Origin of the sequence: Shewanella loihica PV-4 (assembly GCF_000016065.1) — a bacterium.
Taxonomy (GTDB): domain Bacteria; phylum Pseudomonadota; class Gammaproteobacteria; order Enterobacterales; family Shewanellaceae; genus Shewanella; species Shewanella loihica.
Genome location: NC_009092.1, coordinates 1,509,108 through 1,530,974, shown reverse-complemented (window position 1 = coordinate 1,530,974; position 21,867 = coordinate 1,509,108). Strand labels below are relative to the sequence as shown.

16 protein-coding genes and 1 pseudogene are annotated in these 21,867 nt (G+C 50.1%); 7 read left to right on the top strand and 10 right to left on the bottom strand.

Features of this window, described 5'->3' with window-relative positions; translation table 11 throughout:
• Positions 1-352 precede the first annotated feature (352 nt).
• The 3 genes from SHEW_RS06765 to SHEW_RS06755 all read left to right on the top strand — a co-directional run bounded on the left by SHEW_RS06765 (position 353) and on the right by SHEW_RS06755 (position 4,026).
• On the top strand, positions 353-2,833 hold the full coding sequence (locus SHEW_RS06765) for a motility associated factor glycosyltransferase family protein (protein ID WP_011865118.1): 2,481 nt from the start codon (positions 353-355) through the stop codon (positions 2,831-2,833).
• Positions 2,834-2,941: 108 nt separating this feature from the next.
• Entirely contained in the window at positions 2,942-3,421 is a 480-nt protein-coding gene (locus SHEW_RS06760; protein WP_011865117.1) for a DUF2947 domain-containing protein, read from the top strand.
• Positions 3,422-3,453: 32 nt separating this feature from the next.
• Entirely contained in the window at positions 3,454-4,026 is a 573-nt protein-coding gene (locus SHEW_RS06755; RefSeq protein WP_011865116.1) for a chalcone isomerase family protein, read from the top strand.
• Positions 4,027-4,165: 139 nt separating this feature from the next.
• Here SHEW_RS06755 and SHEW_RS06750 read toward each other — a convergent pair whose 3' ends face one another.
• Positions 4,166-5,080 (bottom strand): outer membrane beta-barrel protein, encoded by a 915-nt coding sequence (locus tag SHEW_RS06750; protein WP_011865115.1) that lies wholly within the window; start codon positions 5,078-5,080, stop codon positions 4,166-4,168.
• 213 nt (positions 5,081-5,293) lie between these two features.
• Complete coding sequence (locus SHEW_RS06745; RefSeq protein ID WP_011865114.1) at positions 5,294-5,905, bottom strand: TetR/AcrR family transcriptional regulator; 612 nt, start codon at positions 5,903-5,905, stop codon at positions 5,294-5,296.
• A 142-nt stretch (positions 5,906-6,047) separates the two neighbouring features.
• On the opposite strand from SHEW_RS06745, the gene SHEW_RS06740 reads away from it, so the two are divergent.
• From SHEW_RS06740 to SHEW_RS06730, 3 genes are all read left to right on the top strand, one after another.
• Entirely contained in the window at positions 6,048-7,163 is a 1,116-nt protein-coding gene (locus SHEW_RS06740; RefSeq protein WP_011865113.1) for an efflux RND transporter periplasmic adaptor subunit, read from the top strand.
• A gap of 3 nt (positions 7,164-7,166) precedes the next feature.
• Positions 7,167-10,238: an efflux RND transporter permease subunit gene (locus tag SHEW_RS06735; protein WP_011865112.1), complete on the top strand. Its 3,072-nt coding sequence runs from the start codon at positions 7,167-7,169 to the stop codon at positions 10,236-10,238.
• A 198-nt stretch (positions 10,239-10,436) separates the two neighbouring features.
• A complete protein-coding gene (locus SHEW_RS06730) occupies positions 10,437-12,440 on the top strand; it encodes a methyl-accepting chemotaxis protein (protein WP_011865111.1) in 2,004 nt (667 codons plus the stop codon).
• A 401-nt stretch (positions 12,441-12,841) separates the two neighbouring features.
• Here the strand turns inward: SHEW_RS06730 and SHEW_RS06725 are convergent, their stop codons facing one another.
• Positions 12,842-13,321, bottom strand: a complete 480-nt coding sequence (locus SHEW_RS06725) for a hypothetical protein (RefSeq protein WP_041406532.1) — start codon at positions 13,319-13,321, stop codon at positions 12,842-12,844.
• Positions 13,322-13,416: 95 nt separating this feature from the next.
• Here SHEW_RS06725 and SHEW_RS20695 point away from each other — a divergent pair.
• Positions 13,417-13,572: pseudogene (locus SHEW_RS20695) on the top strand (IS110 family transposase); the annotation flags it as partial.
• Between the two features lie 20 nt (positions 13,573-13,592).
• Here the strand turns inward: SHEW_RS20695 and SHEW_RS06720 are convergent.
• From SHEW_RS06720 to SHEW_RS06695, 7 genes are all read right to left on the bottom strand, one after another.
• On the bottom strand, positions 13,593-14,825 hold the full coding sequence (locus SHEW_RS06720; protein ID WP_011865110.1) for a hypothetical protein: 1,233 nt from the start codon (positions 14,823-14,825) through the stop codon (positions 13,593-13,595).
• Positions 14,826-14,951: 126 nt separating this feature from the next.
• Positions 14,952-16,127: a hypothetical protein gene (locus SHEW_RS06715; RefSeq protein ID WP_011865109.1), complete on the bottom strand. Its 1,176-nt coding sequence runs from the start codon at positions 16,125-16,127 to the stop codon at positions 14,952-14,954.
• A 116-nt stretch (positions 16,128-16,243) separates the two neighbouring features.
• Positions 16,244-17,065 carry a deaminase gene (locus SHEW_RS06710; RefSeq protein WP_011865108.1) on the bottom strand — a complete coding sequence of 274 codons (822 nt, stop codon included), beginning with the start codon at positions 17,063-17,065 and terminating at the stop codon, positions 16,244-16,246.
• 567 nt (positions 17,066-17,632) lie between these two features.
• Positions 17,633-18,130, bottom strand: coding sequence for an HNH endonuclease (locus SHEW_RS20355; protein ID WP_083764347.1), 498 nt, complete (start codon positions 18,128-18,130; stop codon positions 17,633-17,635).
• Between the two features lie 515 nt (positions 18,131-18,645).
• Entirely contained in the window at positions 18,646-18,762 is a 117-nt protein-coding gene (gene cydX / locus SHEW_RS20350; RefSeq protein ID WP_011865106.1) for a cytochrome bd-I oxidase subunit CydX, read from the bottom strand.
• Between the two features lie 14 nt (positions 18,763-18,776).
• On the bottom strand, positions 18,777-19,916 hold the full coding sequence (gene cydB, locus SHEW_RS06700) for a cytochrome d ubiquinol oxidase subunit II (protein ID WP_011865105.1): 1,140 nt from the start codon (positions 19,914-19,916) through the stop codon (positions 18,777-18,779).
• 15 nt (positions 19,917-19,931) lie between these two features.
• The gene (locus SHEW_RS06695; RefSeq protein WP_011865104.1) at positions 19,932-21,488 is read right to left on the bottom strand and encodes a cytochrome ubiquinol oxidase subunit I; all 1,557 of its coding nucleotides are present in this window, start codon (positions 21,486-21,488) and stop codon (positions 19,932-19,934) included.
• Positions 21,489-21,867: the final 379 nt, after the last annotated feature.

The window sequence follows — 21,867 nt, the reverse complement described above, 5'->3', positions numbered from 1 at the left end:
TATTCTTAGCAAGCTATACAGCAATTATTACACCACTTATTAAGATGCGGACTGAATAATCACCAAGAGGCTCACAAATGTGCAGTTTTTCGCTTGCAACATTTCATCTAACCTTTTGTAATCTTAGTAACTTCATGTCAATTGTCTAACCTTATTTCATTTGTTTGCCATCTAAGTCTGCTATTTGAACAAATTTTCACAAAATTGTCCTAAGGATCTAATTTGTAAACCTAATGGCACAATTATCGCATTTTATCGAATAAGCAGAATTTGCGACTAAATTTGGTGAAAACATCGACTTTAGCTGACAATAATTTGACGAACACCTTGCTTTGAAGGCAAAGAGGCCAGAATGCAGAACACCCAATCAGAAATATCCAAAACGTTTGCAATCAGTCAGTTCAATGAGTACTACTTACCCAGTGTAAATAGACATACCTTTGAAAAGCTGGACTCCGCTTCTCTTTACAACAAGAAATATCAGGACGCTTTTAAGCAAGAAGATACACTGCACATCATCATAGGCATGGATTCTGGCCTACTGGCAAACTATCTCATGTCGCAACCACAGGCAAAAGGCAGCAAATATCTGTTCGTCGAGCTGGCTGACGTACTTTCTCTGCTAACCATAGAGATTCCTGAACACCTCAAAGATGACATGCAAATCGTTTCAGCGAATGATTTTCAAGAGGCAATAACGGCCCATGACAACAATCTCTACATAGTTAAGAAACAATTCAAAATTCACCGTTCCATTGCCGTAGAAGGCAACTATCTCGATGCATATTGCGCATTGAATGAACTAGTAGAAACGAGTGTCGATCACGAGTATTTTGAGCAAAGCATTGGTTTCACACAAAAAATATTCATCAAGGCACAATTTAAAAACCTCGCTGAAAATCAAAAGCCTGTATCAATACTCAAACAAGCCTTTCGCGATAAAACCTGTATAGTGTTAGGGGGAGGTCCATCCCTAGACGAACATTTAGAATGGATTAAGCAAAACAACGACGACCTAGTCATCATCGCCGCATCGCGAGTCGTAGGCAAACTGGTCAAACAAGAGATCTCTGTCGACATAGTTGTCTCCGTCGATCCGCAAACCCACAGCTTTGATGTCAATAAAGAGTTTATGCAGTTGGAGCATAAGAGTTTATTGATCAACTCTTACCATGTGGTGCCACAAATTTTAGGTCAATGGCAAGGTAGCTCTCTATATACGGGCAATCACCTTCCATGGCTGCACGAGAGAGATAACCACAACATAAGATCCATTGGGCCAACAGTTACCAACAGCGCCATAGAGATCGCCACGGAAATGGGCTTTAGCCAGGTACTGCTTTGCGGTGTAGATTTCTGTCATTCCCAGACAGGTGTCACCCATGCTCAAGGGACATATGGCGCCAGTCTGGGGCCTAACATAGGAGTCATGTTCGAATGGGTTGAAACAAATGCCGGCGACATGGCTGAAACACCAATTCAATTGCTACACGCCATTACCTCCCTTGAAGAGGCAATTAGCAATACCCCAGATACCCAATACATCAACTTATCTCTTGATGCGGCGAAAGTTAAAGGGGTCAACTATCTCGCTACCGACCAAATCGAGATCCAGCCACTAACCACAAGCCAACGCGCTCTACTTTTACCGCAAAAGCACTGCACTACAACAAGCGAAAAGCAGCGCTATCTAGAAGACACCTTAACGGAAACTGAATCTCACCTAGAGAAACTCACCTTGCTTAATGCTGAATTAAAACAGGCTCATAGCATCATAGACAAACTGGAGATTGCCAAGTCGCCTGAGCGTATAGCGATTCAAGCGGAGAAGCTCGAAAAACTCGAACAGAGAATCAATGAAAAATACCCAGATCTAGCCAACCTCATCAAATTCTATGGCTACTATGAATTTTCACATTTCTTCTCTACCAAAAAAGAGCAGGACTGGTCCCAGGAAGATGTCAACAAACATACCCGAATCTACTACTCGGCATTTGAGAGCATTGCCCAAGAGATAGCGCGGCTAATTGATGATGCCATCATACGCCTCCACTCAAGACTCGAAGAGGAAAAACCAGACTGCGACATAAGTGCCTTATGTCAGCAATGGCACAATGATATGCAGTGGGGACGAGCTATTATCTGGCAACAGCAACACCCCCAAGCTTATGAGGCCTTGTCGGCTGAGCAAAAATCGCTTCTTAAGAAGAGTGAAGAGATCTATCTTGAACAGTTTGTCGTTAAAGAGTTTATCGATGATACAGATGACGCCCCCGTCCCCTTTATCGAAAACGCCTTTAAGAAATTACAGATATTACTGCACAACAAGCATCTGCTGGGTATCTCCAAAATTGCACAATACACGGCGCCTTTTATTCAAACTGATCCCGAGGTTAATCGCCTGCATTTTCTCGCTTTAAGCTATCAATACATGCTGGAAAACCAACCCGAGTTGGCACTAGAAACGCTACAGAAGATCCCTGAGAATGATTTTCAAGAGGCCGAGCGTAAACTCGCCATCCAGCTGACTCTGAATCTCAATAACCTCCCGCTGGCCCTAGAGCATTACGCCAAGATAATTGAGTACAGCGACGAGTATCTGCCTCAGTATGCCCATGCGCTGAACTTGAGTGGCGATCCGCAGGCCGCCCTGGGTGTCTACCTCGATTACTTGGATAAATATCCTCAGGACATTCCTGTGATGCTAAAATTGGGGATCTTTCTGGCCCAAGCGGGTCAGATTGACGGCGCCATCTCCTGTTTCGAAAACGTCCTCATGCTGGATGAAGATAATCAGGCGGCGCTCAACTACCTGGGGCAGCTCAGGCCCTAAGTTTTTTCGGCGCCGGGGGCTAAATTATCCCGCGGCGCCGTTTCCCTTGTCCTGTGGCAAGCCGTATAATGTCTGGCGTTAATAACTTACAGCCAATAGCGAGGCCCTGTGGCTCATACCTATATCCCACTCGAACAATACAAACGTAAATGGATCTTTAACCATAAAGATCTCCCCGTCACAGATGAAGACAAGGCCTGCATCAAGCCGCTGGATCAGAAATCATCCATGACGGTGTGGAACCAGTGGGTGAGTAACAAGAGCAGCCGCAGCGAGCAGTTTGCCAAGGGCGACTGGGCCGCGAAAGGCGATGCCTGGCAGGAAACCGATCACTGGCAAAGCGCCTGGGATAGCGACTCACCCGCCCTGCCCGAGCTGTTTCAGAACCACTTCGATTGGCAAGACGAGACGCAGGTCTACTTCTGCTACGACAAGTATCAGATCATCGAGACCCGCTGGGACGTCTTCGTGCGCAACTGGAAATGTTTTCTCTTCTTCGATGACGGCCCACTGCTGATCGCCCCCAAGAAGAAACAGGCAGCCTTCTTCCATCAAAGCGGTCAATATCAGCTGGGTAAACGCGGCTAACCGCCACTATCACAATATTTATAAGAGGTTATATGAAGTCCCTCCTACGCCAACTGCTCCTTATCAGCGCCGTGACCAGTGCCATGCTAAGTGCCCCTCTGGCCGCCAAGACACTGGCAGATGTGTCCCTCGCCGATGAAATAATCCTAAGCGAACAAGCCTTGCAGCTCAACGGCGCTGGCATTCGCAGCAAGTTCTTTATGGATCTCTATGTGGGCAGCCTATACACCCCAAGTCCGAGCCAAACGCTCGACAGCGTACTCAACGCCCCTAGGGTCGCGATTCGCTTGAATATCGTCTCAGGCATGATCACCTCAGAGAAGATGCAAGATGCGATCATCGAAGGCTTCGACGATGCCACAGACGGCAAACCTCAGGCGATTCAGCCCCAGATAGATGCCTTCATGGCCCTGTTCTCGGCGCCGATTGCCGAGGGGGATCAATTTACCTTGGAGGCAGTAAAAGAACTTGGCGTCACCGCCTATAAGAATGGCGAAAAGCAGGCCACGGTCGAGGGTGAGACCTTTCGCAAGGCGCTGCTGAAGATCTGGCTGGGCGACAAGCCGGCGCAGAAGAGCCTCAAAAAAGCCATGCTAGGTGATTAAACAAGAGTTGAAGCTAGCCGGTAGCTAAATGACAGCTAAATGAAAAATCATAAAAAAATGGCCTGACGGTATGTTCAGGCCATTTTTGTGTTCATCACATTCTCTTATTCATCGCATTTTCTGATTCTTAAGCGGCACCCTAGAATCGATATTGGGCGGAAAACGCCAGTGCCAGCTGATTCTCTAGCGACTCCTGGGTTTTCGGCGAGGAGAGCTCTATCTCACCACTGAAGAAATAGCCCAGATAGGCATCAAATTTGAGTGGCTCGCTCGCCTGCCAGCCCGCCCTGACAAAGCCAACCCACTCGTCTATCTCCAGGGTCACATCTTCATCTTTCACCAAGAATCTCTGGGTGCGCTTCGAACTGCCGACACCCACATCCAGCGAGTCATACCACTGATAGCTCAGCTCCAGGCCCGCCGGGCCGCTAAAGCCCGCCGAAAAGGGATTGGCAAGCTTAAGCTTATCGGTTATCTGCCAGTTCACTGCCAGATAAGGCAAGGTTCTCACCTCAGAGATGTCATTAAGATAGGCGACCCCTAGGCCCAGCATGTTGCCGCCATTGAAGCGATACATGCCTGAGGCGACCACCCCATAACTTTGGGCATTGGAAGATGAGGTGCCCTCGCTATAGGCGTACTGCAGCTTAGGCGCCAGCATGAACAGCCAACGATTGTTGGGACGAAAGCTGACCCCCAGGCCAACCCCATACCTGTCTACATTGGACCAGGGCGCCAGATTACCACCCAGCAGTGAGGCGCCGCGGCCGCTCCAGTCATAATCCAGCCTGTCGTAACTGATGCTGGCACTTAGCGACCATTGACGATTCAAGACATAACTGGTCTTGGCGCCGAACAGCCAGGTGTCGCGCTGCAGTGCCAGGCCGCTGTCACCCACATCGGCCTCACCGACGCCGATACGCGATACCGACAGGGTTAAGGGCGACGCCTGTCGCGCTCCCCCTTGTGCCGCCTGGGCGGAAACGGCCGTCAGACAGGTTAACCCTAAAACCAGGGCGTTGATCGTATTGCGAGATAATAGGCTTGGCTTCATACCCTCTCCCTGGGGCTACTCAGTTAGACTTAATGTTTGGCCGGCTGCCCGGTTGCAACTTAGGCACTCGACCAAATTAGGCACCCGACCAAGTTAGGCACCCGACCAAATTCCAATCTTAAAATTAGTACACTCAAGCTTAGTACGACCAGATTGGCGAAAAGATCACTTTCCCTTCAAAACGGCTAGCGCTGTTACTAAAATAGCCTATGTCTAAACACGATAGGCACGCAGGAACATGCTCACCGTTTCTTTGATGTAGGCCGGGCGCTTAGCAATCAGATCCTCGACCGGTAAGCCTAGCTCTAGCTTGAGACGCATCTCGCCAAACAGCATCATACACAGACGCACCGAGGCATGGCGCAGATCGCCAAAATGATACTCGCCGAGTTTCTCCACCTGCTCGAAATAGTTCTCCAGCAGATTGAGCAGAAACTCTGGACCGGCATTAAAAAACAGCGCCGAAATTTCCGGGTGGGTATCGGCCTGGGCCACACAGGTCTTAAACACCTCTATCGCCTCGGGCGATACTATCATCTCGCCAAAATAGTTACCGAAATGCAGCAGCGCCTGCTCAGGGTCCTGGGGGCTGGTAAACAGCTCCGCCGTCACCTGATGCACAACACACTTAGATTCGATTGATGCAACGAACAGATCATCCTTGCTGCCAAAATGCGAATAGACAGTCTGTTTAGAGACGCCCGCCAACTTCGCGACCTCATCCATGCTGGTATTGGGAAATCCTTGCCCACAGAAGAGCTCAATCGCGGCGTGTAATATCTGCGCCTTCTTCTGTTCACTGCGGCTAAGGGGTGTTTGTACCATTGAAACGTCCTATAAGGTCTTCATTTTCATCACGACATATTTATACACAAACTAGACTAGACAGTCCAGTTTTTGCAAATTAGACTAACAAGTCTAGTTTAACGATTTATTCACCAACTGTTAACCACGGAAGTGTATCAGTATGACGATCTTTACCGCCAAATCCCTCGCCAGGGTGTTGTTATGGAGCAGCCTTAGCCTCGCGGCCAGCGGCTGCCAACAGGAAGAGTCCACCAGCGCCCCCGACAGCGAACATTTCCCCAAGGTCTCCAGTCAGCGTCTGATCCGCTCGACCAACTATGACACAGAGCAGGTATTCACCGGTAGCATACGCGCGGGCAATACCACGGCTATCGGCTTCGAGCTGGCGGGTAAGATCAAACACCTGGCGGTCGACAGTGGTAATCATGTCAAACAGGGTGACCTACTAGCCCAGCTGGACACCTCCTTGCTTGAAGCCGAGAAGCGCGAGCTGCAGGCAAGCCTTGCGCAAAACCGCGCCGACCGAGAGCTGGCCCAGAGCACCCTCAAGCGCAGCCAGGCACTGAAACAACAGGGCTACGCCTCGGCCCAGCAACTGGACGAACTCAAGGGACAACTCAGCAGCCTGCAAGCCGCCGAGCAACGTCTGCGCGCCGCGATTGAGGCCAACGCGCTGCGGATCGCCAAGTCCACCCTAGTCGCGCCATTTGATGGTATTATCGCCAAACGTAACAATAACTTAGGTGAAGTGGTCGCCCTGGGCGCACCGCTATTTACCCTGATCCAACACAACAATCCCCAGGCCACCGTCGGCGTGCCCGTAGGACTCGCGCAGAGTTTGCAAGACAGCCAGCAGCTGACCCTGACGGTAAAAGAGACCCCTTATCTAGCCACCGTGGCCGGCATTGGCGCCGAGGTCAATCCTGTGACGCGTACCGTGCCGGTGCGCCTGACCCTGCCTACCGATGCCAAGGTGATCAACGGCGAGCTGGCCTACCTGCATTACAACAAGACAGTCGACACCGCCGGTTTCTGGGTGCCCATCTCCTCGCTCACCGACGGCCTGCGCGGCCTGTGGAACCTGTATGTGCTGGTCGAACAACAGCCGGATCAATACCTTATCGAGCGGCGCGACATAGAGATCCTCTACACCCGTGGCGATCAGGCCTTCATCCAGGGGGCGATAAGCGAAGATGAACGCTTCGTCACTCAGGGCCTGCACAAGGTGGTGGTGGGCGAGCGCGTCATGCTCAACACCCAAGTGGCGACGAGGTAAGTCATGATAAAAGCCTTAGTCGAAAATGGTCGTCTGGCCAGCCTGGTGATCGCCCTGCTGATCGTCGCCGGCCTTGGCGCCATCACCAGCCTGCCCCGCATGGAAGATCCTAGCATCACCAACCGCTTCGCCTCTGTGGTGACCCATTATCCGGGCGCCTCGGCCGAGCGGGTCGAAGCCCTGGTCACCGAGGTGCTGGAAAATCAGCTCAGACGCCTGGAAGAGCTGAAACTGGTGCAGTCCACCTCACGCCCGGGGATCTCAGTCATCCAACTCGAGCTGAAAGACAGGATCACAGAGACTGACCCTGTCTGGTCAAGGGCCAGGGATCTGGTCAACGATGCCAAGAACCTGCTCCCCCCCGCGGCGCAAAATGCCCTGCTAGATGATCAGCTGGGCTATGCCAACACTGCCATTCTGGGCCTAGTTTGGCAAGGCGCGGGCGAGCCACGCCAAGATATCCTCAACCGCTACGCCAAGGAGCTACAGAGCCAGCTCAGGCTGATCCCTGGCACAGACTTCGTGAAACTCTATGGCGCCCCCACCGAAGAGATCTTGGTGCAAATAGACGCCCAGAACGTCAACCGCATAGGCCTCAGCGCCGCCGCCATCGCCCAGATCCTGGCCAACGCCGATACAAAAGTCTCGGCAGGCGAGATCACCAACGACGCCTTTCGCGCCCTGGTAGAGGTCTCAGGCGAGCTGGATTCTGTCACCCGCATCAGACAGGTGCCACTCAAGGTAGATGAAAACGGTCAGATCATACGCCTGGGCGAGGTCGCCAGCGTGCAGCGCCAGCCCAAGACCCCGGCCGCCAGCATCGCCCTCATAGAGCAGGCCCAGGGGATCATGGTGTCGGCGCGCATGCTCAACAACACCCGGGTCGACCTCTGGCTACAGCAAGTGCATCGCGTGGTCGAGAAGGTGCAAGGGGATCTCTCCTCCAACGTGGAGATCCAGTGGTTGTTCGATCAAGAAGGCTATACCACCACCCGCCTGAGTGACCTGATCGCCAGCCTGCTGCTGGGTTTCATCATCATTCTGGTGGTACTGATGTTGACCCTAGGGCTGCGCAACGCGGTGATCGTCTCACTGTCGCTGCCGCTAACCGCCCTCTTCACCCTAGCCTGCATGAAGTATGTCGGCCTGCCGATTCATCAGATGTCGGTGACCGGCCTGGTAGTGGCGCTGGGGATCATGGTGGATAACGCCATCGTCATCGTCGATGCCATCGCCCAGCGTCGCCGTCAGGGGCTGGATCGCCTAAGCGCCGTCGGCGAGACCCTCAAACATCTCTGGCTGCCACTGGCAGGCTCCACCATCACCACCATGCTGGCCTTCACCCCCATCATCCTCATGCCGGGGGCCGCGGGAGAATTTGTCGGCGGTATCGCTATCTCGGTGATCTTCGCCCTACTGGGCTCCTACCTCATCTCCCATACGCTGATCGCCGGGTTCGCGGGCCGCTTCGGCGCCGAGGGCGACGCCACTCACTGGTATCAGCGTGGGGTCAACTTCCCCATCATCGCCCGCGCCTTTAGCAAAACCCTGCATATCGCCCTCAAGCGTCCCTTACTGGCCGGCGTGGTGATAGGCATATTGCCCATAACTGGCTTTATCGCCTCGGGGCAGATGACGGAGCAATTCTTCCCGCCGTCAGACAGGGACATGTTCCAGATAGAGGTGCACCTGGCGCCCCAGTCCAGCATAGAAAACACCCGCGCCTTGGTGGAGCGTATCGATGCCAAGCTCAGGGCCACGGGCGAGATGCAGAGGCTCGACTGGGTGATTGGCGGCAATGCGCCCTCCTTCTACTACAACTTGCTGCAGCGTCAGCAGGGGGCGGCTAACTACGCCCAGGCGATGATCAAAGTTGCCGACTTCGAGCGTGCCAACCAGCTGATCCCAAGATTGCAGACACAGCTCGATGCCGAGTTCCCCGAGGCGCAGATCCTGGTGCGTAAGCTAGAGCAGGGCCCGCCGTTCAATGCCCCCGTTGAGCTGCGCATCTACGGCCACAACTTAGATACTTTAAGGGAGATTGGCGATGAGGTGCGGCGTATTCTGATCACCACAGATCACGTGCTGCACACCCGCGCCACCCTGAGCGCCGGCGCGCCTAAGGTATGGTTTCAGGTAAACGAAGACGCCAGCAAGATGAGCGGCCTGAGCCTGACGGATATTGCCAACCAGATCCAGATGGCCACTACCGGCATCAACGGCGGCAGTATACTGGAACAGACGGAGTCGCTACCGATCCGGGTACGCACCCAAGATCTGATGCGCGAGCAGCAGACCGAGCTGTCTCAGATCAACCTGCTGTCAAGCAACGGCGTCGGCATCCCGCTCTCGGCGCTGGCCAGCAGCCGTATCGATGTCAGCCTGGGCGCCATCCCCAGACGTGACGGCCAGCGAGTCAACACCATAGAGGCCTACCTGGAGAGCGACGTGCTGCCCCAGCAGGTGCTCAACCAAGCCAAGACGCGCATCGACGCCCTCACCCTACCCGCCGGTTATCGTATCGAGGTGGGCGGCGAGAGCGCCAAGCGTAACGAGGCCGTGGGTAACCTGCTGTCCAACATAGTCTTGGTGATCACTTTGCTGCTGGCGACCGTGGTGCTGTCGTTCAACTCCTTCCGCCTGACCGGCATCATACTGCTGAGCGCGGTTCAGTCGGCAGGCCTTGGCCTACTCGCCGTCTACCTGTTTAACTATCCCTTCGGTTTTACGGTGATCATCGGCCTGCTGGGCCTGATGGGTCTAGCGATCAACGCCGCCATCGTGATCCTTGCCGAGCTTGAGGATATGCCAGACAGGCGAGAGGCGAGTATCGATGCCATAGTCCAAGTGGTCAGCAGCTGCGGTCGTCATATCGGCTCCACCACCATCACCACCATAGGCGGCTTCCTGCCGCTGATCATCGCAGGTGGCGGCTTCTGGCCACCGTTTGCCATCGCCATCGCTGGCGGTACGGCGCTCACCACACTGTTGTCACTGGTCTGGGTGCCGACCATGTACCAGCTGCTGATGACCAAGCGCCAGGCGGCGCCCGTGCCCGCACTGCAGCCCAGCTAACGGCTTAACTAACGGTCTCATCAATTTGCTAATCACAAGATGCACTGGCTCGCCCGCCCAAGGTGATCCAGTGCATATTTAGACTAATTGCCGAGGCTTGGGGCAATTTTTCCTTTACCGAAATAGACCTGCGTCAAAACAATCTCGCACTACCTTAGTTACATTAGCGACAGTCTAACCACAAGGTGGATTACCATAATGAACTATAAAAACTGGCCTATCGCCAAACAGATAGGCGCACTTGCCCTGATCCTCACCGTCGTCGTATTTGCCATTCTCAGCAGCGTCTCCTACATCACAGCCGCCAACGTGCTGGAAGATAAAGGTAAGACGGCCGTAAAAGCGCAGATGCACAGCACCGCCGACCTGATTGAACTCGAATACAACAGCCTGCTGTCTCTCGCCAGACGCAACGCCGATGTGCTCAGAGCCATGTACCCAGGTCAATTCTTCAAGCCAGATAAGACCGTCTTGGTCATGGGGAAACCCACCCCGGCGCTGGTACACGAGCGCGAACAGATCAATGCCTCCAAGAGTAAGGTAGATCGCTACTCTAACCTCACCGGCGGTAACGCCACCGTCTTCGTACGCGACGGCGACGACTTTATCCGCATCTCCACCTCGCTGAAAAAAGCCGACGGCAAACGCGCCCTGGGCACCTACCTGGGTAAGAAGCACCCGGGCTACGGCGCGCTGATGGCGGGCAAAGAGTATGAAGGCTACGCCAGACTGTTTGGCAAAGACTATATGACAGTCTATCGCCCCATCACGGGCCCACAGGGCGACATCATAGGCATACTCTATATCGGCTTCGATATCTCAGAGGCGCTGACCGAGCTACAACGCTCCATGAACCAGCTCAAGCTGGAGGAGTCGGGTTACTTCACCCTGATCCGCAACGTGGACAACGCCATCATCGCCCAGCCCAATCAGGAGTCGGGCACCATATTGACAGAGGCGATACTCGACGGCCTCTCTCTTGACGCGGCCAAACGCGGCGGCCAGGAGAGCGAATACCTCAATAGCAACAAGGAGCCCATGTACGCCTACGCCGTCACCATTCCCGGCTGGCAATGGACCCTGCTGGGTCAGGCCAAGAAACGTGAGCTGAACGAAGAGAGCCTGAAACTGCTGAGCATCAATGCCGGTGTCGCCGCCGTAGGCGTGCTGCTGATCACCCTGCTGCTCTCCATGGTGCTGATTAAGACACTGCGCCCGCTGCGCCACCTGCAGCACCAGCTCACCGAGCTCGGCAAGGGCGACCTGACTCAAGAGTTCGACCAGGTCAGCCCAGACACAGACAACGAGGTCGACAGAATCACCCACGCCGCCCGCCAGATGGCACTGAGCCTGCGCGAACTGGTCGGTGCCCTGCGCGCCTCGGTTAATACGCTTGAGGAGCAGGCCAGCAGCGCCCAGGAAGTGGCCAGACTCAACGGCGAAGAGGCCCAGCAGCTGATGGCGCAGACCGACCAGATCGCCACGGCCATCGAAGAGATGTCCACCTCGGTGCGCGACGTGGCCAACCACGCCAGCGAAGGCGCCAGCCAGAGCCAGCAGGTCGACAACGCCTCCCGCGATGGCCACCAGCAGCTCGACCAACTGGTGCAGGGCCTAGGCAAACTCAGCGAGCAGCTCGATGCCAGCCATATGAGCGTCGAGAACGTCAGCAAGGAAAGCGAGGCGATAAGCCAGGTCACCGAGGTGATCAACAGCATCGCCGAGCAGACCAACCTGCTGGCACTCAACGCCGCCATCGAGGCCGCCCGCGCCGGCGAACAGGGCCGCGGCTTCGCCGTAGTGGCCGACGAGGTGAGAACCCTGGCCCAGCGTACTCAGACCTCGATCTCGGAGATCAGCCAGACCATCACTCAGCTACAGCAGCAGATCAAGCTCACCGCCGAGCAGATGGGCCAGAGCCACCAGCTGGGCACCGCCTCGGCCGCCCAGGGACAGGAGGCCGCGACTAACCTCAACCAGATCACCATCAGTATCGGGGAACTGGCTATAGCCTCCAGCAGCATCGCCAGCGCCACAGAGCAGCAGAGCGCGGTCGCCGACGAGATCACCCGCAACCTACATGAGATCACCGAGCTCGCCCGCGACGGCGAACAGCGCGCCGGCGACACAGTCGACGCCGCCCAAAACCTCTCCCACATCGCCGCCGAGATCAAACAGAAGATCAGCGTGTTTAAGTCGTAAATTCAGCGTATCCGCTCATCTCAACGAAAAAAGCCGCTATCAAGCGGCTTTTTTATGTCTGTTAGGCTCAGCCATTTCGGCTATCTATGTCGTGGTCAACTAAAATTGGGCAGAAGTTAATTTCCGTAAAATTTTGAGAGCAAAAGCTATCTAAAATTCGGCCAAATTCAGTATTGGCAATGCTAGCCCCGTAACCATGGCTTTATGGTGTATCAATTGCCTGCCGCAGGCCTTATGTGCAAACACATTTGTGACACGCTGCAAGCACTTCCTTGTGAGCTCTACCTCGGCATCCATGCCTCGGAAGGTCACAAATGTGTTTACACCAGTATCTATCGTCTCTTCGATTTGGCGACTTTTGGTACCCTAGGACTGTCTAAGCAAACAATCTAATGCGTTTGTTAGCTGTATTGCAGCTTACTCGAATTATCGAAGTAAGACAGTTTGTTAGAAGATTCGGTCAAACTCTTGATTTCACTTAAAGGGGCGTCGGTAACATAGTGCGCGCGAGTGCTCATGATTTGAGCTTGCCAAATTTGTTTGGCGCTTCGTAGCTCCCATTCCAGTTTAAAATGGTCATTTTCAAAGACAACATTGAGGTATTTAAGGCGTTCAACGCCGTGACTAACACCATCAATCTCAACGCTATTCGCATCAAGCTTCAAAACAACAAAGCTTGGATCGCTATAGATCCTGTAAATTCTGTAACATAGCCAAATAAACATAATCGGAAGCCAGAGAGTGATAACAATAACTTTACCTATGAGATTCGGTGGAATGTTTTCATGAAAAAAATAAAAAGGTAAGCAACACAATAAACACAGCAAAAATACAATATATTGACCCACTGAATTTACTTTTTTAAACGAGACATCAGTCAAAAATTTAATCCTTTAAAAAGCTTAGATATTACAGCTAACGGCTTAGTTTACGGCATACAGTACAGGCCGTATACCCATACAACCTATTAGACAGTAATCCTGTTTTTAAGCGCTATTACCAGCGTCTCAAAGCGGCTGGCAAAGTGCCGAAAGTAGCACTGATCGCCTGCATGCGAAAGCTCATCGTGATCTTGAATACCATGCTTAAAAGCGAGGAGCTGTGGTGCGTAAAAAACGGACAAACATATTGATTGAACACCACAGTCAGTTGTTAGCCGTTGATTTTGTACGATGTAACACTATTTTTAGGCAACACTACAACTTCCTTAGTTTGGGTATCAACTAGGAATACAAAGTTTGAGTTGCTAGTCAAATAAGACATTTGAGAGTACTGCTTGTACTTACTTTGTAACTTAATTGAGTAAATTGGCTCATATTCATCTAAAAGTACATTTTCGACGTTATCCTTAATTCTAAATCCCAGATGCATAAAAAAGAAAGCGATCACTAAACATGCAGTTCCGACTGCGGCTTTATTCTCTACAAATTTCCAAATAGGAATTTTAAAATACGTATACATTAACAAAGTAAAAACTATGGGAAACACCAAGATACTAGGCCAACGACCTGTAAAATATACGCTTGAGGCTAACCCTAAGCTAGAAGTTATCAGTATAAATGGCAAAACATAATCTCTACGCTTTTCTTGAATATCGAACTGCCCGTCATGAAGTTCATCATTTAAAGCTCGACTTAAACCATAAAATAGAGACAGGAGACCCATAAATGCTGACAGCGCTGTAGAACTAATAACATCAATACTACTCGCTAAATAGTCTTGGACGCTGTAAAAGTCCCCAACATTAATACCAAACCAGTAAAAGAAACTCTTGGTATAAACAAAACCGCTAATTATAAATAGCGTCGAAATCAGCGTTAGAGAAACAGAGAAGTGAGCGGATGTAATTTTAATCGGCGACATTATTTCTAGCTTTTCCCGCTCGATTTTAAGTTTATTGGAAGCTCTAATTCTCTTCCTCAGTAAGCTTTTGTCATTTTTGACACTTTTAACAAGGTTACTGAAACTCAAGTCACTTAGGGCTTCTACACTCGCTAAAGCCTCTTTTGCTTGACGCATAGCCTCTTCAATGTGTTCAGAGTGTAAGCTATATGAATCATTGTAAGAAAAGTAGTATGCAGTAACCCGATGATAGTCTGCGATATTTTGGCTAGCCCATTCGTCATTTGAAGCTCGTTGACGCACAGCGTCCACGCTAGACTCATCGATGTTCAAGTTAAAGCTATCAAGACCCAATAAAGCTTGGGTAACGGTGCTGGCAATATCACTATTTTCAGATAACGTATTTTCTGGATACATTTCACATGCATCCACGTACATACGCCTAAAGATATTAGTACGGATCTCTGTTCTAACCTGCAATATTTTTCTTATCTTATAGGTAAATAGCTGTAAGCTAATTTTGGATAAAACAGATCGAATCATTCCTTACATTTCCTTTATGAAGATGGAGTGATGGAGACGGCTAACGCTTTGCTAATTGGCTGCCGTAGCGTAGGCAGTCCAGTGGAGGCCACGCTGTTTGTGGCCGGAACGAAATTAAGCAATTTGTTAGCTTTCTTCTATGAGTAAGTAACCCCATAAGTGTCCTTCAGTAGAAAGAAATTTCTCTTCTTGTGGGTATAAATGTACATAGAGATATTTTTCGGAAGGATCGAAACCAGAAACTATGCTCTCTACGTTATAGTAATAATTCTCTTGAACCATACCGACTTGTTCGGAGGCTAGAGATGGTTTTCTAAAAACAGGCTTATCTACGTAAATAGGCGGTGCTGGTATTGAATTCTCTCGTTTAGGGTACCTTCTACTTGAATCCATCTCTTGTTTTTTAAGCAAAAAGTCAATTAGTAAATCCAAGCAATAATTGAAATTCTCGATATTGAGCTCGTTAGCAACAAAAGTGCTTGAGTACTCACAATGCCACTGATCTTTCTCAGTTCTTACAACTTCAGGAGTTAGTCGTCGAAAGTTCTCAATATCTACGGTGCTAACACCTAGCTCCATACAATCGGTCTTTAATTGTTCATGGTTAATTTGAATGTAATCAATGGGTTTTATTACATTCTTATCAATCCATTGTTTGCTCCGAGTCCAATAGTGTGCTTTCATTCCTCCCGAAAATCCCAGACCAAGAAAGCCCATCAACCCTCTTTCATTCTCGTCTGTATCCCGAAAAGCATAAACACAGTATTGATATTCATATGAAGTGAAAAATGCTTTTCTCAAACCAATAAGAGCATCAAGGTAATTTTTTTGCTCCGATAGGGATATAGACTCCTTAATTAAATCCTTAGCTTCTCCGTCCTTCAGGATATCAGTAAGAAATATTTCGCTTAAATTGGAACCAACAACATGCTTTAACAGTGCATCTACAAAAGCTATTGCTACATTAAAATAATTTACAACTGAAGCAGGCTCCGCTAGTTGCCCATAATGTTTAGAAATTACCCTTTGCTTGTTCAGTGCTTTAATAGTGCCAGACTTTATGATTGGAACTTTCTGCTTTTTTAGTTCCCCGAGCAGCTCATCGAAAGATTTCGATTCTAACGCTTTCTGTTCATCAACATCTAATTCGTCCAAAGCCGCCAACACAACTAGCTCAACGAAGTCTTGTAAAAGAATTATTCCTGCAGTGCAGGCATGCTTATCACCTGAATTGACTAAGTATTTAGTTTCACCATAAATAGACTTGGCTACCATTAAAGTGTTCAGAGTTGATGATTTCATCTTATTCCTGCATGGAAAGCTAACGCCCGCCTCAACTGCCGGAGGCTACTGGCGACTTTTGTGCGGCTTTTTGCACAAAAGGTGACAGTGACCGGAGGTCAGATTGCAGGCGCTTGTTAGGCGCTCTTCGGTCGAACTTCATATTTAATTTTTACGTACTTTTGCGACGTTGTCTTTGCAGGATCAGACTCTACCTCTAGAACCTTTACCAACACTGCGCCGTCATTAGATACAAAAATTGCGATCTCGCCAACACTAACAGGAACGGTGTATGTAAAGTCATAAGCTAAAGGATCATCTATTTCAGAAAACTCGGTAGCATATCGTGCAATTGCAACCTCAACAGGCTTTACTGCATAAGCGTAGATGGAATCTTTTCCCCGATTGGTCCACTGAGTGATAATACTTCTTTCATCATCCTCAGAGAACTGAATTTCAAACTCCCCTCCATTTAATTGATAATCGAATCTCGCACCACCTGTAGGACCAGTGCCTGAGACAAAGTGCTCCATGAAAGTTTGATTTATTTCATCAATTTCGTTTCTAAACTCAATATCAAAGTCATGCAGCGAGATACCTTCATCTCTAAGTTTCTTCCAACCAAGGCGTTGAATATTTGGATTAGGGTCATATCGACCAATATATACAGTCTTAATACCAACTCGTGATATTAGATCTGAACAAGCTTCCTTTTTTGAGCCAACTGACACACAAGGTTCTAGAGTTGAATATAAAGTCGCGCCACGTAAATCAATTTTTTTCTCTTGAGCCTCTTCAATTGCAGCTCGTTCTGCATGAGTGCCATTTTTCTTATGTCCAGCTATAACTTGGTGACCTTTTGTAACTATAACCGCACCAACCTTCGGTCCTTTTCCCTCAGACATTCTCATCTGGTCAACAGCTTGCTTCATATATAAGGCTGGTAATTTTCCTGTCACTATTTATGAATCCTTAACTTAGTAAATATAAATGGCGCCTAACATTTTATTAGTGCGCATGCGCGTTTACCTCGTTGGACCAGTGAAAACACGCACAGCTAACTATCTGTATGTAATGAACTTATCAGCATTTTGCCAAATATACCATCTGGAAAAACGCGCATGCGCGTTTTCCAAACCTATTATCTAATTAACGAATACTGTAAGTATGTAATTTTAAAGCCATTTATTTATACCGAAATGAGAAAACGCGCACAAATACAGGATGAAAATCGTTCAAAACCCTTGTGATTTGAATATGACTGTATAGTTATCCAGTTTTTTGGTTGGGGAGTAGTGAATTACATCACGCGGGTGTAGCGATAAAAATTTCTAGGCCAGAAAGTCTGCTCGTTACTGACCCTCCGACATCTTGATAACTCATTTTGGGGCATAGGCGTGTTAACTAAGCTTTAGCAAGGGCGATGCTACTAACCATTGGTAGAATTTTCTCCTTTAGACTTCCACTGTAAAAGGGATGTTTACAGTTACAACATATCCATGTAACCAACAGGTCTACTGCGGTAGTCAGCGCCATTTCTTTTCGCTGGTGTTAGACTTGTTCGTGTTATGTTCTTCGCAAAGAATTTGTAAGTTGTTTATGTCAGATCGTAATTCTGGATAAAGTGATCGCGGTTTTATATGGTCGACATGCAGTACCACACCATCTTTGGGCCCTTTGCCACAGCATGCGCAGTAATTACCATATAGTTCAAAAGCTTCTTGCTTCAATTTTCGCCATTCTGGTGTTTGCAAAAAATCCACTTCAACAGGGTCGCTAAATGGAAGTTCTTGCCAATTCCTTATCAACCTAGGTTCTTGATAAATTGGTCCTATCAGTACGGCATAAGCGTATTCGTCGTCCGATTCTTTAAGCCATTTCCATACAGCCTTTAAAGCTCCTTTCTCAGATTTGTATGAGCGTGTGCGTCTATTCTTTGCATGAAAAGTTACTGTAATCACAATCATTCTTCCTAGATTAAAAACAACTGAATAGCCACCGATAGAGTAGTCACTCTGTATCATTACTAAAATTTCGTCAACTGGGCTGTGCCAGAAGGAGCATTCATCTAAACTCGTAACAAGCTTCGGGGCAAAATTCAGTTAGCTTTTACCCCTTTGACCTTAAATACATCAATACCGCCAAATCGAAGAGACGTTGGATACCGAGTGCAGATACGGCTGTGACCTTCGGTTTCAGGGATGAAACCGTAGAGCGGCCAGGGATGGCGTACAGCGTGTCACAGACGTATCTGCACATCCCCCCGCCGGGCAGGCGTTAGGTTGCCATGAAGGTACGGCCTTCCATACCCACCAAATACCAATACGGGCAGATGTAACAACCTTTAATGACTCCTCATCCCCCGCCGGGCAGGCGAAAAATAACAGTGAAGGTACGACCTTCAATCCCCTAACAAATACCCAAGCAGCCAAACGCTAAACCACTGTCAATCCAAAGCGCTAACCCGTGCGCCCCAAACACGAGCAATAAAAAACCCCGCATTCTCATACGGGGTTATTCATCAATCGAAATTCATGGCTTAATCTTTAAGCTCTGAATCCCTATCCATGTTCTCAGTATTCTCTAACCACAAGGCGTTGATGATACCGAAAGAACACGCCAGCAAAATGCCTAATATCCAAGCAAAATACCACATAGTGTCGGCTCCTGTTAGTAAAGTGACGTCTTGTTGTCTTCGATGTAGCTACGGCTCAAGCGACCAAACATCTTGAAGTAAGTCCAGATGGTGTAGCTTAGCACGATAGGCACGAAAATCGCGGCCGCCCAGGTCATCACAGTCAGTGTCATGTGGCTCGCTGTGGCATCCCACATGGTCAGGCTCACGTTTGGCTCAAGTGATGATGGCATCACGAACGGGAACATGGCCGCGCCGCAAGTCAGAATCACCATAGCCACCGCCAGTGAGCTGAACAGGAAGGCAAAACCAGAGCGGTTGAAACGACTCGCCAGCAGCGCCAGTACAGGCATGGCGATACCCAGGATTGGGAACAGCATGGTCACTGGGTACTTGTCGTAGTTAGCCAGCCAGGCACCCGCCTCTACCGCAACCGTCTTAAGGGCTGGGTTAGATGCGCCGTGGGTGTCGATAGTCGAGGTTACAACATAACCGTCGATACCATTGGCTAGCCATACACCGGCCAGGGTGAAGAGCACAGCAACCAAGGCCGCAGCCACCTGGGTAGCCGTCGCCGCACGTACGCGCAGCTCGCCTTCTGTCTTCATCTGTAGCCAAGAAGCGCCTTGCATGATGATCATAGACACGCTCACCAGACCGGCCAGCAGGCCAAATGGATTGAGCAGGCCAAACAGACCACCGTGGTAGGTTGCGCGCAGGTACTCGTCGAAGTTAAACGGTACACCTTGCAGCAGGTTACCAAAGGCGACGCCTATGATGAGCGGCGGTACGAAGCCACCCACAAACAGCGCCCAGTCCCAAGCCTTACGCCATCTTGGATCTTCGATCTTAGAGCGGTAATCGAAGCCCACGGGGCGCAGGAACAGGGCAAACAGCACCAACATCATGGCCACATAGAAGCCAGAGAAGGAGACCGCGTATACCATAGGCCAGGCGGCAAACAGGGCGCCACCGGCGGTGATTAACCATACCTGGTTGCCATCCCAGTGGGGGGCAATCGAGTTGATCATAATACGACGTTCGGTATCATCCTTACCTATGATAGGCAGCAAGGCACCCACGCCCATGTCGAAACCGTCGGTGACGGCGAATCCGATGAACAGCACACCAATCAGCGCCCACCAGACAAATCTTAATATTTCATAATCAAACATAATGAGATCTCCGGTTTAAGCTTCTAGGTTTTCAAAGTGATAACGGCCCGTCTTGAGACTGCTAGGTCCCTTACGTGCAAACTTGATCATCAAGAACAGCTCAATCACCAGCAGAACTGTATAGAAGAGCGTGATAGAGATGATACTGAACCAGAGATCCGCAGCCGTTAGGCTAGACGCCGACATGAAGGTTGGCAGCACCTCGGAGATGGTCCAAGGCTGACGACCGTACTCGGCGACGAACCAACCACACTCGATGGCGATCCAAGGCAGTGGCAGGCTGTACAGCGCCGCCTTAAGTACCCAAGGCTTCTCTTCGATCTGATGACGTGTGCTCTGCCAGAAGGCCGCCGCAAACACGAACAGCATGACGACACCCAGGCCAACCATCACACGGAAGCTCCAGAACATAGGGGCAACCGATGGGATAGAGTCTTTGGCCGCGGCCTTGATCTGCTCTTCTGTCGCATCGACCACATTGTCTGTGTAACGCTTCAGCAGCAGGCCATAACCCAGGTCGACTTTTGCCTCTTCGAAGGCGGCACGCAGCTCAGGGGTTTCCTTGCCGGCGCGCAGCTCGGTCAACATGGCATAAGCCTTCATACCGTTGCGAATACGCTCCTCGTGCTCGACGATAAGGTCGCGGATACCGGTCACCTCTTCATCGATAGAACGGGTGGCGATGATACCCATGGCGTATGGGATCTTGATGGCGTAATCGGTGTGCATGGTTTCCTGATTCGGGAAACCCACCGCGGTAAAGGCCGCAGGTGCAGGTTCTGTGTGCCATTCGGCTTCGATAGCCGCTAGCTTAACGCGCTGGGCCTCACCCACCTTATAACCTGACTCGTCACCCAGTACGATGACCGACAGGATAGACGCCATACCGAAGCTTGCCGCGATGGCAAATGAGCGACGGGCAAACGGCAGGTCACGCTTCTTTAGGATGTAGTAAGAACTGATGGCCAGAACAAACATGGCGCCGGCCACATAGCCAGACGCCACGGTATGAACAAACTTCACCTGGGCAACCGGGTTGAACAGCACCTCGGCGAAGCTGGTCATCTCCATACGCATGGTTTCGTAGTTGAACACACTACCTACTGGGTTCTGCATCCAACCGTTGGCGACCAAGATCCACAGCGCCGACATGTTCGAGCCCAGGGCCACCAACCAGGTGACCGCCAGGTGTTGACGCTTGCTGAATCTGTCCCAACCGAAGAAGAACATACCCACCAGGGTAGATTCGAGGAAGAAGGCCATCAAGCCTTCGATAGCCAGTGGCGCACCGAAGATGTCACCCACATAGTGAGAATAGTATGACCAGTTGGTTCCGAACTGGAACTCCATCGCCAGACCTGTGGTTACGCCCAGGGCGAAGTTAATACCAAAAAGCTTACCCCAGAACTTGGTCATATCTTTATAGATCTGCTTATTGGTCATCACATAGAGTGATTCCATAATGGCCAGCAAGAACGCCAGCCCCAAGGTCAAAGGTACAAACAGGAAGTGATACATAGCTGTCAGCGCAAACTGTAAGCGCGAGAGCTCTACAACCTCTTCAACAATCATCAGTGACTCCTTAGGTGGTGCGATCATTCTTCAAGGTTAGATCCCCATCAACCCGGAAAAATGCCTATTTAGGAATTTTATTATTCAAGTAATTTGTCAGACCCGAGTCTCACAAACCGCCAAATTTTAACTTTTTGCCTCGCTCAAGCGTCGCTGACGCTCAAAAAGGCCCTCTCACCCCAGTTTTTGAGAGGCGGCTCACAAAACCTTTTGGTTTTTAAACCCCCGTCGCAGAAAACGGCCGAGAAAATCAATTTAAATTATTTTTTTCAAAAACTTACAACAAGGCATATCAAACGTACCCTAAGCATTTTATACCATTCAAAATTGATTCAAATCAATCAAACACGGCGCGGATAGTGGGTTTTGCGGACGACGC